15 protein-coding genes and 4 pseudogenes are annotated in these 15,360 nt (G+C 68.2%); 10 read left to right on the top strand and 9 right to left on the bottom strand.

Annotation, left to right across the window (positions count from 1 at the left end; genetic code table 11):
• Positions 1-167: 167 nt before the first annotated feature.
• Both ACRX5W_RS32030 and ACRX5W_RS32025 read right to left on the bottom strand, forming a co-directional pair.
• Positions 168-1,245 (bottom strand): annotated as a pseudogene (locus tag ACRX5W_RS32030) (IS630 family transposase).
• Positions 1,246-1,460: 215 nt separating this feature from the next.
• Positions 1,461-1,721, bottom strand: a complete 261-nt coding sequence (locus ACRX5W_RS32025) for an RNA polymerase sigma factor (RefSeq protein ID WP_436791903.1) — start codon at positions 1,719-1,721, stop codon at positions 1,461-1,463.
• Here ACRX5W_RS32025 and ACRX5W_RS32020 point away from each other — a divergent pair.
• Positions 1,656-1,799: a hypothetical protein gene (locus ACRX5W_RS32020; protein ID WP_436791904.1), complete on the top strand. Its 144-nt coding sequence runs from the start codon at positions 1,656-1,658 to the stop codon at positions 1,797-1,799. The two genes, ACRX5W_RS32025 and ACRX5W_RS32020, sit on opposite strands and share 66 nt — an antisense overlap.
• Positions 1,800-1,846: 47 nt before the next feature.
• Here ACRX5W_RS32020 and ACRX5W_RS32015 read toward each other — a convergent pair.
• Positions 1,847-2,014 (bottom strand): annotated as a pseudogene (locus tag ACRX5W_RS32015) (sigma factor); the annotation flags it as partial.
• 47 nt (positions 2,015-2,061) lie between these two features.
• Positions 2,062-2,523 carry a hypothetical protein gene (locus ACRX5W_RS32010; RefSeq protein WP_436791902.1) on the bottom strand — a complete coding sequence of 154 codons (462 nt, stop codon included), beginning with the start codon at positions 2,521-2,523 and terminating at the stop codon, positions 2,062-2,064.
• A 172-nt stretch (positions 2,524-2,695) separates the two neighbouring features.
• On the opposite strand from ACRX5W_RS32010, the gene ACRX5W_RS32005 reads away from it, so the two are divergent.
• The 3 genes from ACRX5W_RS32005 (at position 2,696) to ACRX5W_RS31995 (ending at position 6,521) form a co-directional block, all read left to right on the top strand.
• A complete protein-coding gene (locus tag ACRX5W_RS32005; protein WP_436791901.1) occupies positions 2,696-4,048 on the top strand; it encodes a hypothetical protein in 1,353 nt (450 codons plus the stop codon).
• Positions 4,049-4,213: 165 nt separating this feature from the next.
• Complete coding sequence (locus ACRX5W_RS32000) at positions 4,214-4,939, top strand: SMI1/KNR4 family protein (protein ID WP_436791900.1); 726 nt, start codon at positions 4,214-4,216, stop codon at positions 4,937-4,939.
• A gap of 991 nt (positions 4,940-5,930) precedes the next feature.
• The gene (locus tag ACRX5W_RS31995) at positions 5,931-6,521 is read left to right on the top strand and encodes a hypothetical protein (RefSeq protein ID WP_436791899.1); all 591 of its coding nucleotides are present in this window, start codon (positions 5,931-5,933) and stop codon (positions 6,519-6,521) included.
• 79 nt (positions 6,522-6,600) lie between these two features.
• On the opposite strand, the gene ACRX5W_RS31990 is transcribed toward ACRX5W_RS31995, so the two are convergent.
• From ACRX5W_RS31990 to ACRX5W_RS31975, 4 genes are all read right to left on the bottom strand, one after another.
• A complete protein-coding gene (locus ACRX5W_RS31990; RefSeq protein ID WP_436791898.1) occupies positions 6,601-7,479 on the bottom strand; it encodes a hypothetical protein in 879 nt (292 codons plus the stop codon).
• Positions 7,476-7,862, bottom strand: a complete 387-nt coding sequence (locus ACRX5W_RS31985; protein ID WP_436791897.1) for a hypothetical protein — start codon at positions 7,860-7,862, stop codon at positions 7,476-7,478. The genes ACRX5W_RS31990 and ACRX5W_RS31985 overlap by 4 nt, the downstream gene beginning before the upstream one ends.
• A 340-nt stretch (positions 7,863-8,202) precedes the next feature.
• Positions 8,203-8,613, bottom strand: coding sequence for a hypothetical protein (locus ACRX5W_RS31980; RefSeq protein WP_436791896.1), 411 nt, complete (start codon positions 8,611-8,613; stop codon positions 8,203-8,205).
• 8 nt (positions 8,614-8,621) lie between these two features.
• Positions 8,622-8,897 (bottom strand): hypothetical protein, encoded by a 276-nt coding sequence (locus ACRX5W_RS31975; RefSeq protein WP_436791895.1) that lies wholly within the window; start codon positions 8,895-8,897, stop codon positions 8,622-8,624.
• 347 nt (positions 8,898-9,244) lie between these two features.
• Here ACRX5W_RS31975 and ACRX5W_RS31970 point away from each other — a divergent pair, with 347 nt between their 5' ends.
• The 3 genes and pseudogenes from ACRX5W_RS31970 to istB all read left to right on the top strand — a co-directional run bounded on the left by ACRX5W_RS31970 (position 9,245) and on the right by istB (position 11,433).
• Entirely contained in the window at positions 9,245-9,850 is a 606-nt protein-coding gene (locus ACRX5W_RS31970; protein ID WP_436791894.1) for a hypothetical protein, read from the top strand.
• Between the two features lie 267 nt (positions 9,851-10,117).
• Entirely contained in the window at positions 10,118-10,360 is a 243-nt protein-coding gene (locus ACRX5W_RS31965) for a Mu transposase domain-containing protein (RefSeq protein WP_436791893.1), read from the top strand.
• Between the two features lie 304 nt (positions 10,361-10,664).
• A pseudogene (gene istB, locus ACRX5W_RS31960) lies at positions 10,665-11,433 on the top strand (IS21-like element helper ATPase IstB).
• Positions 11,434-11,447: 14 nt separating this feature from the next.
• Here istB and ACRX5W_RS31955 read toward each other — a convergent pair.
• Positions 11,448-11,798 carry a hypothetical protein gene (locus tag ACRX5W_RS31955; protein ID WP_436791892.1) on the bottom strand — a complete coding sequence of 117 codons (351 nt, stop codon included), beginning with the start codon at positions 11,796-11,798 and terminating at the stop codon, positions 11,448-11,450.
• A 746-nt stretch (positions 11,799-12,544) separates the two neighbouring features.
• On the opposite strand from ACRX5W_RS31955, the pseudogene ACRX5W_RS31950 reads away from it, so the two are divergent.
• From ACRX5W_RS31950 to ACRX5W_RS31940, 3 genes and pseudogenes are all read left to right on the top strand, one after another.
• A pseudogene (locus ACRX5W_RS31950) lies at positions 12,545-12,673 on the top strand (virginiamycin B lyase); the annotation flags it as partial.
• A gap of 651 nt (positions 12,674-13,324) precedes the next feature.
• Positions 13,325-14,422: a ribosome small subunit-dependent GTPase A gene (gene rsgA, locus ACRX5W_RS31945; RefSeq protein WP_436791891.1), complete on the top strand. Its 1,098-nt coding sequence runs from the start codon at positions 13,325-13,327 to the stop codon at positions 14,420-14,422.
• Positions 14,419-15,345, top strand: a complete 927-nt coding sequence (locus ACRX5W_RS31940) for a GNAT family N-acetyltransferase (RefSeq protein WP_436791890.1) — start codon at positions 14,419-14,421, stop codon at positions 15,343-15,345. Before rsgA ends, ACRX5W_RS31940 begins: the two co-directional genes overlap by 4 nt.
• The last annotated feature ends 15 nt before the right edge of the window (positions 15,346-15,360 follow it).

Below are 15,360 nucleotides of genomic sequence, written 5' to 3'. Positions count from 1 at the left end.
CCCCGAGTACCCCATACACGGGATATGCCCACACCTGACGCACCGTCAACTGGACCCACAAAGATCAGTTAGAGCCGGGTCATGTGGAGGCGTTGCCTCCCGTCCAGGGGGATCTTACGGACGTGGAACTGGTGCGGGTGGTTACTGAGTCTTGAGCCGTGATGTCGTCATGGTGGTGTGTCAGTTGTGCGCTTGAGTCCGGTGGCGGCGAGGCATCCGTCGATGACGTCACTGCGGTATTGGATGCGACGCAGTCCGCGGCGTAGGTGGGACATCAGGTGGTCGGGGTCGGTGAAGGCGGTGTTGGCCTGGGGCTGCGCCGCAGTAGTGACCAGATGCCCTCGACCGGATTGAGGTCCGGTGCGTAGGCGGGCAGGTGGAACGCGGTGAGCCAGTCCTGTTCTTCGATGAAGTCCCGTAATCGGCGGTCCCGGTGCACGTTCAGGTTGTCCCAGATCAGCACGATGGGGCCGTCGAGTTGCCGGTGGGCGGCGGTCAGCAGGTCCCGGTACTCGGTCCAGGTGAAGCTGCGCCGGCCGCCGCTCTTGTGGTCCTGGTGCCGTTTGGGCCGGTAGATCAGGCGGGAGGTCTCGCCGTGCTTGTAGCAGGTCAGCGCGGCGACGGAGAACCGGCGTTGGGAGCGGCCGCGGACGCGGACGACCGGCGTGCGGCCGCGTTTGGACCAGGTGCGCAAGGTCGGCGGCGTCATCGAGAACCCGGCCTCGTCCTCGAAGACGAGCCAAGCCCCGAGCGCCGCCGCGGTCTTTCCTCGGCCGGCCACGTCCCCTTCACCCAGCCCGCCACCGCCGCCTCGTCGCGTTCGACCGCGCGGCGGGCCGGGACCTGGTGGGTCCATCCGTGCCGCCGCAGCATCCGGGAGACGCCGGACAACGTGACGCTCTTGTGGAACCGGCGCCCGATGAGCGTCCTGATCCGCTGCAGCGTCCAGGTCTGGTCCGGCCATCCGTGCGCGACGGGGCCTTTCGCCAACTCCTGTTCCAGCACGGTGAACAGGGCCTCGTTCAGCTTCGGCCGACTCGCGGGGCCCGTCGACCGGAGGCTCCGCGGCCCGCCGTCCCGCCACGACGAGCGCCACCGCTGCACCGATCGCACACTGACCCGCAACTCCTTGGCGATCACGGCATTGTCCAGCCCACCCCCGAACATCTCCGCCGCCTGCATGCGCAACTGCTCGCGGAACACCCGCCGTTCAGCGGTCAGGCCCCCGCCCTGCGGATACCTCATGAACAAGACATACCGCAACAGACAACTCCTGTCAGCACCCTGCGACATCACCGAGCAAAGCTCAGTAGAAGGCTCGGCCTGCAAGAGCCACTGGCTCGGGTCGTTGCGGACGCGGTCGGCGACGCGGTCGGCCAGCCGGCGCGTCGCGGCGTCCAGGTCGTAGTCGTCGTATTCACCACAGAGGACTTCCGCGCCTCGCAGGACGTCCTCGACGCTCATGGCTGGTCCTTCCGTTCGTGGCGGCCCGGTTTGAGGTAGTTGCGCAATTTGGGCTCCAGGGTGCGGCGGGCGGTTTGCAGGTGGCTGGCGACGGTGGTCGCCTCGATGCCCATGACGGCGCCGGCCTCGGCGTGGGAGTAGCCGAGCAGGTAGACCAGGACGACCAAGTCAGCCTGTTTCGGGGGAGTTCCATGACGGCCTTGTGGACGTCGATCCGCAGCAGCAGCCTGTCGACCGTGCCCGGGTCCAGCGCCCACCGCGACAGGTCACCCTCGACGTCCGGCGCCGGGGTGACGACGGCGCGGCGGGTGCGGGTGCGGGTGCGGGTGCGCTGATGGTGGTCGAGGACCAGGCACGGGAGGATGTGCCAGCCGAACGCTCGCAGGTTCTCGCTGCGCAGCGCCTCGTCCCATTTGACGAGCAGGCGCGTGAACGCCTCGGACACCACGTCCTCGGCGTCCTCGCGGGTGCCCAGCCGCCGGTGCACGTACTTCAGGTAGGGGACGCAGTACGTGCGGTGGAAGCCGTCGAAGTCCAACGGGAGCGTCATCTCGGTTCTGGGCGGCGCCGTGTCGGGCGGCTCCCACACGGCGTCGTTCACCACACTCCCCCGTCCCGATGCGCGGGCGGGGCTCCCTCACGGGACACGCGCTGACGCAACCTGGCCAGCCCGGCCTGCACGAACCACGCTGCGCACCACCGTCTCACGGCCCGCAGGTCGGGTATGAACACACGAAGTGCCGTACCCACGACGATCACCTCAACGGCGACATCGCGCATCGAGAATCCCTTGTCTTCGAGAAGCAGGGCCGCGTGCTTGCCCGGCCAGGCCCCGCGAAGGCCGCCCATGGCCTTCACCAGAGAAGCCGCGCCACAGGACCGGAACGTCCACTCCCACTTTGGCAAACCAATGAGTTTGCGACGATATGGCAGTATCCGGCCAGTAGTTCGCTTTGCAGGGAAGCCGCAACATGTGCTCCGCTCCCTGTCGGTCGGGAAGTGGTTGCCCTGCTTGAAGCGCTGGTTGCAACCGCCGAGCATCAACTGGGCCGCGACCACCCAGATATCCGCGACAAACAGAAGTTACTGCGCGCCTGGCGGCGTCGATCTATACCTCGATGGTGGCGCCGCAACACCTCCCGGCACTTGGCAGTCGGGTCCAAGGGCGGTCGCCAGGCCATGGTGCTCGTTCAGCGCCCAATATCGGAGGCGGGAGCTAGCGTCCGGCCGTGTGGACGCCGCTGATCTTGACTACCGGGCCCGAACGCTCTCCGGATGTATTCCCCCGCACCTGGTCTCGCGCCTCCTCGAGCTCAGCCACGCCGAGGAGGTGGAGTTCCAGGCCGGACGCGGGGAGTGGTTCTGCGCGCAAGCACACGCGCGACTGCTCGGCGAGCAAGGGCGGCACGGAGAGGCACTGGAGGTACTCGCCCCGTACGTCGCCACAGGGTGGTGGGAGGCGGCAGAAACGACGGCCGAGCTGCTGGAGGAGTGGGGAAGGCCCGAGGAGGCGATCGCACTGGTGCGCCCGTATGCGGGGGCCGGAGGTGGGCTGGCGCTGGGGTTCTTCGGGCGCCTGCTCGCCCGGCACGGCCGGGGTGACGAAGCCTTCTCCCTGCTTGGCCCGCACATTGGGGACTGGTTCCTCGCCGCTGCCTTGGTCGAGGTCGCCGGCCAAGCGGGCCGGGACGAGGATGCCGCCACGCTCCTGGCCGCTCGGATCGAGGCGCTGCCCCATTGCGACATCTCGTGGTGTCATCGGCACGGTGTCGAACCGTTCGTCGGCCTGCTCGCCGTGATTCACGAGCGCAACGGTCGCATCGACCAAGCCGTTGCGTTGCTCCAGGCGCGAGACGCTGCCCCGATCAACAACCGCGACCGGTTGGCCGACCTGCTGGCCCGGCACGGCCGGATCGAGGAATTGCGGAGGCACGCGGCGGCCGACTTCCATGGCCACGCCGTGCAGCGTCTTGCGGAGGTGCTGGAGGAACGCGGCGACGTGGAAGGCGCGATCGCCGTGTTCAGGCAGCCCGGGAATTCGCCGATCCGCGAGAGCCACGGGGCCGTGCACCTCGCATGGCTCCTGATGCGGCACGGCCGGGGTGACGAGGCGATCAAGGTGATGCGCACCCTCGCGGACTCGCCCGCGGGCACGGAGGACTGGAACGTCGATGTGCTGTGCACCCTGTACGCGGAGCAGGGGCGTGGCCGGGACGGGCTGGCCTACCTTGATGACCTGAAGGCGCGTCGGGGTGAAGAGGGGTGGGACTTCTTCCGGTTGCGGCTTCCATTGATGGTCGCGTGCGGTGCCCGAGACGAAGCGATCGCGCAGGCGCGGGCCCACCCCGAAGGCGGCACCTGGTATGCGGCCCGGTCGATCGCCGAACTGCTGGCTGGCGCCGGCCGCACCGAGGAGGCCGTCGCCGTCCTGGAACCGCACTCCCCTACCGACAACGACCTCTTGGCCTGGCACCTCATCGGCCTCGGCCGCGTCAAAGACGCCGTGACGCGTCTCCAACAGTGCGAAGCCACACCGGTCGAGCCGGCATGGACCGACGCATCTGACGATGAGCCTCCGTTCTGAGCACCGTTCTTCATGGGCAGTCGGTTATGGCTTCGTCAGTGTCAGTTGAGAACGCCACGTCGGTGGTTTCGAATAGCAGCAGTTGATTTGGTGGGTCAGACATGTCGCCGGGTTTGGCCACACCGGGCTGGCGTGTCAGGGTCCCGGGGCGGCTATCGTCCGGCCATGACACAAGGTTTCGATCTTGCTCGATCCCTGGCCGCAGTTGTCGAGGGTCGCAGCACCCCGTGGGGCTTCATCCGTGGCTTCTGCGCCGGCTGGGTTCGTGCCCTGGAAAGCGGTGATGGATGGTCGGAGGCCGACCTCGTCGCGGCGGAGTCACGGCTGGGGTTCCAGCTGCCGTTGGCGTTGCGTGAGGCGTATCTACTGTTCGGTCGCCGTGGGGATCTGACCGGCAACCACGATGTGCTCCTCGGTCCAGCAGAGTTGCATGTGGATGGGGCCAAGGAGGCGTTGGTCTTCCGTCACGAAAACCAGGGGGCCGCGTCCTGGGGGGTTCTCCTGGAGAGCCTCGGGGACGACGACCCCGCAGTGGTCATCCGGCCCAACCTCGCCGACAAGAGCGCCGAGTGTTGGGAGGGCTGGCTGGAGTCTCTGTCGCTGTGCTTCGTTGAGATCGTCATGTCCGAGTCCCTGCTGGCCGAACACGAGTTCTGCGACTTCCTCGACCCGGACGACGGCAGCATCGAACTGCTGGAGAACAACGCCGTCCGCCTGCCGTTCCCCTCGTATCCCACTGGCGCCGAGCCCGGGACACGCTGGTTCCTGAGCGGTGACGCCCTTCTGCGCGATGACGGCGGCACGGCCGTGCTGGCCCGCGGCCGGACGGCTGAGGACCTCGACCGCGTTCGCAGCCTGATCCCGGGCGACTGGCTCAACGACTATCACTGACCGCGGGAGGTTCCGTTGATTCCCAGCGGCGTACCTGCCGTACGGAGATCGCCGCCCGTTCACCGAGATCGTCCGCACGCCGGTTGAATGCCTCCGCGAATTCAGTTTGGGAGTACCAGCCCTGCGCCCGCCGAGCTGCGATGAGAAGCGGGTTGCCTTGCAGTTGGTCACGTTCCATGACGTCTCCGGTGTGGGCTCGGTTGCTGCACGGTAGGAGCCGGCGACCTGCCCGGACACCGGAATGTCCGCATGAACGTCCTCCTATTCGGCGCTGTGCCACCTGGTGCACGCCGGGCTGGGTGGCGCGCAGGACTTGGCCGTCAGCGTTGACATCCACTCGTGCCGTATATGGCGACGCGGCCTGGTCGACGCCTTGCGGCCGGTGACGCGGGCGGTGAGGTGGCCGTCGGTGTGGCTGGTGATCCGGACGATGACGGGGTCAGTGTCGGGAGCGGTCGGCGAAGTTGTTTCCGGAATACGGCGGGCTTTTGCGTAACCGCCCTGGAACACGCATCTGGGTGCTGCTACGGGTGGTCGCCAGCATGATCGGCGGATGCTTCGCCACCTGCGCTACTACTTCGACGAACACACGTGGTTCTTCTACGAGGCCGATTCCGAGGGTTGGACCACACGGCAGGTGGAGTTGGAAGGGCCGGACCGACACGCGAGAACGGCACAGCATCGCTTGCGAAGTTCGAGCACCTTCGCGACACCCAGGGGTGGGACTCGGTGGGCGTGTACGTCGCCAAGTACGGGGACACCGCCGGAGGGGTAGGCCAGAAAGGAAAAGGACTGGCCAGCCGACGACCGCCCCGAGTACATCTCCGCATGCGAATTCGAGGAGCACTGGCGGTCGGCGCGCTTGGCCATCGAGGCACAATGAACACCGGATCCTGCCGACGACCCGCTCACCCCGAACGCAGGGACTGGGGCGTTCAGCGCCGCCGAGCAATCCAACGGGGGCGACAGCCCCGCCCGCAGCCTCCTCCAGGTGACCGGCCAGAATCCCGCCATGACATCCGCACGCCACGATGAGCCGCCCTTCGAGCTTCGCAAGGGCTGGAACCGGCAAAGCGTCCTGCTCTGCGCCTTCTCCACGGTCATGATCGCTGCCGGGTTCACAGAGCCCGGAACCGGATTTTCCATCATGGCGTGGGTTTTCTTCGGAAGTTGCCTGCTCATCATCGGCGGCGGTGCGCTGCGTGGCGGCTGGTTCTTCAGGGCCGATGCCGACGGACCGGTGATCCGCGCCGGCACCATCCGCGGCGAGCGGCGCATCCAACTGCCATGGAGTCAGGTCCAGGCCGTCATTGTCTGGAAAGCTCAGCGCAATCGGTGGATCGGCGTCGTTCCGAGACCCGACGCCCTCCCGCACACGGGACCCCGCTGGGTACACAGCGCCGCGCGCTGGGCAGCCGGCGATGCCGCTCAAATGTGCATGATGCTCCATGGCACCCGCCCCGACCTGCCCCGGCTCGCGGCCCTCCTCGACGACGTCGCGCCACACGTCGCGCTCGTCGACTACAGCAGCCGTCGACCAGTCATTCACCGGCACGGCAACGGCACCAACCCGTTCTCCTGATAAACACGGTCAGACGCAGTGACTTGGGATCATCTCAGGACAAATGCTTTCGATCGGGGCGTCGAATTCCCGGGGGCTGTCAGGAACTGGGCAGGTTGAGGATGTACGTGTTGGCGGCCGAGCCCGAGCGCATGGAGCGAGCCAGCTCGGAGACGCGTTGTGCCTGAGCGGCGGAGAGACGCCGCGTCTCCCACAGCAGAACCGCAGCGTCCGCCACCTCTTGGGCTGGAGGCACTGGAGCCGTACGCAGGCGAACGCCCGTCAACGCGGCCAATGCCCGGGCGTCCAACCCCAACAGGGTCGCGAAGTCCGTCACCAGGCGGGGCGTCAACGCCTTGCGGCCGTCGCCGATCATGCAATAGGTGGACGCCGACAGGTAGGTGGGCGTCACCACGCCCAGGACCCTCGCCATGCCCATCCAGTCCAGACTGCGGTACTGGAGCATACGGACGAGCCATCCGCCCGGACCGGCATGGGACGCGAGCCGCTTCGCGACGAAGCCCGCGTCCGCGGCGCAGCGCAGCGGGACCTCGGCCTCGGGGAGCGAGGTGAGGATCCGGACGGAACGCTGGGCCTTCGGGGCCAGAACGTGTGCGGCGGCCTCGCTGTGGTGGCTGACGTAGCCGAGTTCGTCGATCAGGTGGCCGACGTACCAGTCGAACTCCACCTCGCTCGAAGCCGGATCCCTCTCGTGGGGCTCCAGGCGCGGCAGACCCGCCAAGGGCTCCAGTGGTTCGCCCGTGGGTGTGGGCGAGCTTGTGTACGCGTCGGGGTAGGCGTCTCTCAGCGCGGTGCGGGCATCGGTGTCGTTGACCACCCGCAGGTCCAGGGCGTTGATCTCCCCGATCGGCCAGCGCTGGACCTCGTCGGTTCCCGGGACGGTAAACGTCTCGTTGCTGGTGCCCCAGCCCAGCAGCAGCGGCACGTCGACCTCGTAGGCGTCTTGGTCGCCGCTCACGAGGGACTCCCCGGGAGCGCGCCCGAGGTCGCCCGGGGCCGTCCCGTCACGCGTCGCGGACGGACTGTGCCGCTACCGGGTGCGCCGTCCCCGACGCGGCGATCCGCGGGCTTCACACGGTTCCGGGGAGTCAGGGGTTGCTGATGGGGTACCGCGGCGGCGCGATGTTGCTCCGGGTCGGGGATGTGGTTGTACAACGTCCTCGGGCTGAGCAGCTTGACGATGCTGGTGACGGAGGTCTCGGGGTTGGGCGGCATGTCGCGGGCAGCGCGGATGAGTTCGGGGCTGACGACGCTTGGGCGGCCGCCGACGCGGCCTCGGGCGCGGGCGGCGAGGCATTCGTGGGTGCCGACGACGATGAGTTCGCGGATGAACTCGACCACAGCGGCGAGGACGTGGAAGGCCAGGCGGCCGCCGGGGGTGGTGGTGTCGAGCTGCTCGCGGAGGGACTGGAAGCCGAGTGTGCAAGCCGAGTGTGCGCAGTTCGGCGACCATGTTGACCAAGTCCTAGAGCGAGCGGCCGTCGCGGTCAAGGCTGGGGACGACCAGGGTGCCTGGGGGCCAGGAAGATGGCAAGACCCGTGCGAAGGAGTTCTGCGAGACCACCGCCACGAAACTGACGCCCGATCAGGCCGCACTCGCGGTAGAACGCCACCCGGCGTTGCCGCCCCACTCGGCCGCTTGGAGGTCGCCGATGGCGAGTCGGCAGCGACCGGCGGCGGCTCACCCGGCAGCGATATCCCGTGCAGCGTCGAAACGTAGGAAGCCGGCGATGCGGGGTGAGAACGTGAGTGGGGTCTGCTCGCCGAGCGACGAGCGCAGGCCCGCGGCCACCTCGGCGTCCGGCTCACCGAACACCTCGAAGTGCTCCACCCGGCAGTGCTTCATGACGTCCTGGATGAACGGGTCCGCGAGTTTCCAGTGCAGGCGGACCGCGTCGGAGTCCCGATAGAGCTGGAAACTGTGCGCGAGCATCCGCTTCTCGTCCACGAAGGTCTGCACCAACAGCTGCGGGCCGTGCTGCTGCGCGAACTCCACGGCTCGGGCGATGGCGTTGCGGAAATCCTCCAGGTGGCCGTCGGTGATCCGCATGGTGTTGCGGAAGAGGAGGATCGTTTCGTCGTGGTGACTCATGACGCGATTCAGCCTTTCTTCCCCAGCAGCTCGAACAGGCTCCAGAATCCCTGTCCGCCGTGGCCGTCGGCGATCCGACGATCCATCAGTTCCTTGACCTGGCGCATCCCCACGGCTTCCACGCCGACGGACTCCCGGAGGCCGATCCTATCGTCCATCAGCGCAGCCTGGACGCGGAGCGGACCGAGGTCCGGCGGGTATTCCCCGCTCGCGACCGCCTTGGCAATCGCGATCAGCAACGGATGTCGTCCAACTCCGCCCGTCGTGCCGGGCTTGCGCAGCACGGGCGATCTGAGCGAGATCGGTGTGCTCCCTGTCGCGATGTGCGGTCCTCGCCGGTGTTGGCGGAGCATTGGATGCAGCGACTCAAGCGACCCAAGCGATTGAGCACCGGATATCGCCGAACGCCCGGAATCGGTGGCGGGCTGGCGTCCGGTGGCTTCGTTCACTTGAAGTGGCGTCGTTTGTTCGTCGAATTGCGCGGTGATCGCGGAACTTGGGGCCCGTTGTCCGCGTACGCGGTTTTGTGCTCAGCCACGTACGAGTGAACGTGCTCGGCTCCTGAGGCGTCGAGGTCTGCCGGTCGACACTCTGCTGCTGTCGGTTTCGTTGCGGCGGAGGGCGGTCGACGATGGTCTTGGATCCGCAGCGCTGGTTGGAACTTCGCCGGTTCCGTGGCTTGCGCGAGTCCGGGGTGATGAGCTTGTCGGAGGTCGCGCAGGAGACCGGGCTGAACCGTCGCACGGTTCGCAAGTACCTGTCGGCTGAGGCTCCGGTCGCTCCTCCGCGCCGGTCCGCATGCCGACAGCCGCGCCGACGCATGATCGATGGAGTCGCGCCGCTGATCGACGCGATGCTGCGGTCGGAAATCCTGATCAAAGGATCGGTTGTTCATGAACGCCTCGTGCAGGAGTACGGCTTTTCCGGCACCTACCAGCGCGTGAAGCTCTACCTGCAGGAGGCCAGGCCCAGGATCGCCGGGGAACTGGGCCTGACACCCGGCGAACTCGCGGGGCTGCACCGCCGTTTCGAGGTGGTGCCCGGCGCTCAAGCCCAGGTCGACTGGGGCGATGAGGGCAGGATCCTCGCGCATGTCGGTATTCCCAAGGTCTACTCGTTCCACATGACGCTGTCGTACTCACGCGACCCGTTCTGCTGCTTCACCACCAGCCAGGACTGCAGACCTTCTTCGACTGCCACGCTCGCGCGTTCGCGCACTTCAGCGGGGTGCCGATGACGATCGTCTACGATCGCACCAAGACCGTCGTGCGCCGGCACGTCGCCCCCGGTAAGGCGGTTCCGCTGCATCCGGAGGCTGTCGGCTTCGCCGGCCACTACGACTTCGACGTCGACGTGTTGGCTGCCTACCGCCCGACCGGGAAGGGCCGGGTTGAGCGGCAGGTCCTGATCGTCCGCGATCACGTCCTGGCCGGACGGGCGTTCTCCTCGATCGAGGAACTGGATGCCGCGTTCACCGCGTGGTTGCCCTTGCGCCGCGCGGAAGGTGCACCACACCCACGGCGAAGTCATCGACAACCGCGCGGCCCGCGACCACATCGCGCTCCGGCCGCTGCGGCCAACCCCCTACCTGGTGACCGAGCGGCACCTGCGGCATGTCGGCAAGGACTGCCTGGTCGCGTTCGACGCGAACCTCTACTCGGTTCCGGCCCGCCGGGTCCGCGCTCGCCAGCTCGTCGAGATCAGGGCCACAAAATATTCAGGCTACGTTGCACTCCACCGTCCCTGACCCGCACGGCGAGACGCTGCTGGCGGTTCACCCGCGGGCGGTCGGACGCGGCGCCCGCGGCGTCGACGAGCGGCACTGGGACGGCCTGCCGGACGGCGTCGGCCGCCAGGTCACCCCCGCCGACGCCCCGCCCGCACCTCGCCTCGCCTCGCGGAACACCACAGCAAGGACCCCGGACCATTGCAGGCCCTGCTGACCAGGGCTGCCGCCGCCAGCATCGAGGTGGGCCGCAGACCGCTGTCGGTCTATGACGTGCTGACCGTCACCCGCCCCTTCACCCGAACCGAGCTCCGGAGGAACCGCGTTGAGCGAGCTGGTCAGCACCCGCATCAAGACAGCCGCCGCCAAACTCGGCCTGCCCCACCTCGCCGAGACCGTGAGCCAGTACGTCCAACGCGCCGACGAGGCGAAGATGGGCTACCTCGACTTGCTCGACCTGATCCTGAGCGAAGAACTCGTCATCCGCGACGACCGCCGTTTCCGCCAGGGACTGCGGACCTCGAAGCTGCCGCACCACAAGACGCTCGACGAGTACGACTTCTCCTTCCAGCCCGAGCTGGACCCGCGCAAGGTCAAGGACCTGGCCACCCTCTCCTTCGTCGAGGCGAAAGCCAACGTCGCCCTGCTCGGACCGCCCGAGGTCGGCAAAACCCACATCGCCGTCGCCCTCGCGGTGGCCGCCTGCCGGGCCGGCTACTCGATCTACTTCACCAGCCTCGACGACATCGTCCGCAACCTCACCGCAGCCGAGGCCGGCGGCCGGCTGACCAACAAGCTCGGCACCTACCTGCGGCCCGGCGTCCTCGTCGTCGACGAGGTGGGTTACACCGCTCGAACGCACCGAAGCCAACCTGGTCTTCCAGGTCATCTCCAAGCGCTACGAACGAGGTTCGATCATCCTGACCTCGAACAAGACCTTCAGCGAATGGGGACAGGTGTTCGCCGACGAAGTCCTCGCCACCGCGATCCTCGACCGCCTCCTCCACCACTGCGACGTGATCTCCATCAACGGCACCAGCTACCGGCTCAGGAACCGACTCGCCGCCATCGAACGAGACGCCGACGTCGCCTGACCCCACACACCCGGCTAACGCACCACGACAATCTCCGGGAGAGGCAGCCGCCACTCCCCACGCAACCTGACGAGCAACCCTCGGGACAAGACCCGCGCACGCTGCCAACCCGCGTCAACCGAAAGAGCGTCCCGGGCCCAGCACTCCTCGTTCCCGCAGCAGCTCATCTCGGCGAGCAGCGCGTCGATGTCCCGCAAGCAGGCCATCGCCTCGTGATCGATGCGTCCTTCCGCCAAGAAGCCGTCAGCCAGGCGAAACGCGTGATCGAAGTCCAGGGCCAACTCATCGGTCCCCACAACATGCTCATCGAGCCACTGCCGTTGAGCATCCGCCTCCGCCGCCAACACGGTCAAAGCTTCGATCAACAACCGCCACCTGAATGAACCATCGACGTCCCGCACAGCCGGAGTCTCCCACGTCCCAAGTGACGCTCACGAGACGCAATCCGAGCACGATCATTTGTACGCCACTGAGCACGATCAGCAGTACGTCGACACCTGGGCCGGAAACGGTATGAGGAAGCCCGTCAAAGGGTGGGATTTTGACTCACCTTCCGCAGGTCCGAGGCGCCCAAGCCATCGAAGTCGCGGAAACCGGGGACTCTGTTCGGCCGGCACCCACGGTCGCTCCCGTGCCTTTTCAAGCACATTCCGCGAAAGCCCGACCGTGACGTGCACACCCGTGCCACCAACATGGGAAATCAGGACACTGAGGCCCCGTGCCGCGTCGGAAGCCCCCCGACGCTGGTCGACACGCCGAGGCGGTGAACAGCGCCTGCCTTCGACAGCCTGGTTTCATCCGGAGCTAGGATGTGAGCGGCCTCGAACCGCCCATCGGCCGGCCGGCGAATGGCGACGACTGAGCCGCCTCGGGGGCCACCGAGTACCCGCCGTCACGAAACGCCGGGGCTGGGCGGTCAGTTGCCGGGGCGGATCTCGACCAGCGCGCCGCATTCCGCGGCCACCCAGAACGGTCCCGGTGAACCACAGCGCACCATCCGAGCCCGCGGCGATCCCGAACGGCCCGGCCAGAGACTCCGGGACGGGAAAGTGCGCAGTCTCGCCGGACGTGGTGATGCTGCCGATGCGGTGACCGCCGTACTGCCGCGCCGGATGCCGGGCCCTACGCCGTGGCCGCGGGGCCTGACGGTGCCTTGTGGTTCACCTTCGTACACGCCGGGCGCATCCGGCCGGTTCACCCCGGCGGGCGGTCTGCGGGACTTCGCCCTGGACCGCGCGGACACCGGTCCGACCGTCATCACGGCGAGTGCGGACGGCGCCCGCCACGGGTGGCGGTGAGGCCCACACCGGTGTACGGCGACCCCGGCGCGCGGGGATCCGGGGCGGCGCAGGTGCAGGACACCGACGAGGTCATCGCCGACCGCCCCGACAGCAGCGCGAGCACCGGCATCGACCCTCTGCCCCCGCCGCACCACACCAGACCCACCACGTCCGGTCGCCCTCGGGCAGGAAGGCACCAGTCGCGTGTCCTGGTGGCCCCGCGCCGGCAAGCCCGGCCCCTCCGACAACAGCCCGGATCGGGTGTCGACGGACGCCCCCGGCGTGGGAACCGCCGTGCCCCTGGCGACGGACCGCCGCCGTGGCCGCAACCGTGCGCCGGCGGGCGCACCTCCCTTCCCGGCATCGTCCGACACTGGGAATGGAGGTGCTAGCATCAGTCGCGCAGAGACGACCGGGTCAACTGCGGGACCAGAAGGGGGAGGTGAGTTGATGACCGTCGCCAAGGCCACTGCCGTGCGCAGTGCCCGCCGGATCATCCTCACGTCCCGGGCCCTGGTCTGACCTGATGTCGTTGCCCCCGCAAGAGCTCTGACGGCTCGCGGAAGGCCATCCTCTGTCCCGATCGGGGTCCCTGTTCAAGGGTCTCTACGTTGTCTCATCTCCTTTCGCATCATGCTCAGCCGTATTCCCTGGCGGACTACGGCTGGGACGAGGCGTGTGACCACGCCTTCGCACCTCATCGAACCGCCGGGCTGATCCCGGCCCGCGTCGTGCGAGCCGAACGCGGCTCGTGCGAAGCAGTCACCGACGCCGGAATCATCCGTGCGCGGATCCCTGGCACCGCCGATCATGGTGATCCGCTGTCGGCGCCGTGCACGGGTGACTGGGCGGCGCTGCGCCCAGTCACCACCGGCCATGCACCGGTGCTGCACGCGATGCTGGAGCGGCGTACCGCCCTGGTGCGCTCGTCTTCTTCGCGTACCTCGCACGGCCAGGTCCTGGCGGCCAACGTCGACACGGTCGTGGTGACGGTGTCGCTGGCGGCACCCCTCAAGCACGGCCGGACCGAACGCATGCTCGCCCTGGCATGGGAGAGCGGAGCCCAGCCGGTCGTGGTACTCACCAAGGCCGACGCGTGCGCGGACGTGCCCTGGGCGCAGGCCCAGATGTCCGAGGTGGCCGCCGGAGTGGACGTGCTGGTCACCAGCGCGGTGACCGGGCAGGGCCTGGACACCCTGACCTCCGTCCTGAACGGCACCATCGTGCTGCTCGGCCCCTCCGGAGCGGGCAAGTCCACTCTGGGCAACCAACTCCTGGGCGAGGACCGGCTGGCCACCGGCGCCGTCCGCGACGCGGACGGCAAGGGCCGACACACCACCGCTTGGCGGGAACTGATCCCGCTGCCCGGCGGGGGTGTCCTGCTGGACACCCCCGGTCTGCGTGCGATCGGTCTGCACGACGCCCAGGACGGGCTGGAGCAGACCTTCGCCGAGATCGAAAACCTCGCGCAGGACTGCCGGTTCAAGGACTGCGCACACGTGAGCGAACCCGGCTGCGCGGTGCTGGCCGCCGTCGAGTCAGGCGAGATTCCCCAACGCCGCCTGAACAGCTACCACCAGCTGCTGCGGGAGAACACCTACGCCGCCTCCCGCACCGACGCCCGGCTGCGCGCAGACCGCGAGACGGCGAGGAAGGAAATCACGCGGCATCTGCGCGCCACCTACCGGTTCCGGGAGCGTCGGCAGTGAACAACAGCGATAGTGACACCCCCGACAACGCCCCCGGCACCGACCCGGTGACGCAGGCGTTCTTCACCGAAATCGAATGGACCGTGCCCAGCCCCGCTGCCCCGGCACGCGCCTACTGGGACGTGGCCTACCCACTGCGCACCCACGCCGCGAACACCGACGCCGCACAAGCCGCCGGCTATCACGTCCACACGCACTGGCCGCTGCCGGAAAGCGACTGGTGGGACGAGCACTACACGCCACTCACCCAGCGGATGGACCGAGCGGACCGGCAGCAGCCCGGCATGCCGCAGGCCCTGGCCGCACATCGGACAGAGATCGACATGCACCGCGAAGACGGCAGCGACTACAACTACGCCGCCTACGTCCTCCGCCCTCACGACCACACCCCCGACACCACCGAGAACGGAACCATGACCACCTGGACGGCACGCCCCGAGACAGCCGACGACGTCTCCGCCATCCGCGACATCCTCCTCGCGGCCTTCCCCACCGACCTCGAGGCCGACATCGTCGACGCCCTGCGCGCCGACCCGCAGGCGTGGATCGACGGCGTGTCGATGGTCACCACGACCCCCGACGGCACCCCGATCGGGTACGCGCTGCTCACCCGATGCCACGTCGACGGCGCACCCGCCCTCGCCCTGGCTCCGTGCGCGGTACTGCCCTCCGCCCAGCGCACCGGCGCCGGCTCCGCCGCCATCCGCGCCGCGCTCGACGCCGCCCGCACCATGGGCGAAAACCTCGTCCTCGTCCTGGGACACGCCGACTACTACCCCCGGTTCGGCTTCACCCCCGCCTCCCGCTTCGGCATCCAAGCACCCTTCGAGGCACCCGACGAAGCAATGATGGCCATGGCCCTCGACGACACCCGCCCGGTCCCGACCGGCACCATCCGCTACCCCGCCGCGTTCGGCGTCTGACCCCCTTCTGTGGTG

Origin of the sequence: Yinghuangia sp. YIM S10712 (assembly GCF_051388935.1) — a bacterium.
Classification (GTDB): domain Bacteria; phylum Actinomycetota; class Actinomycetes; order Streptomycetales; family Streptomycetaceae; genus Yinghuangia.
The sequence above is the reverse complement of the archived record's forward strand: the minus strand, read 5'-3'. Positions and strand labels throughout refer to the sequence as shown.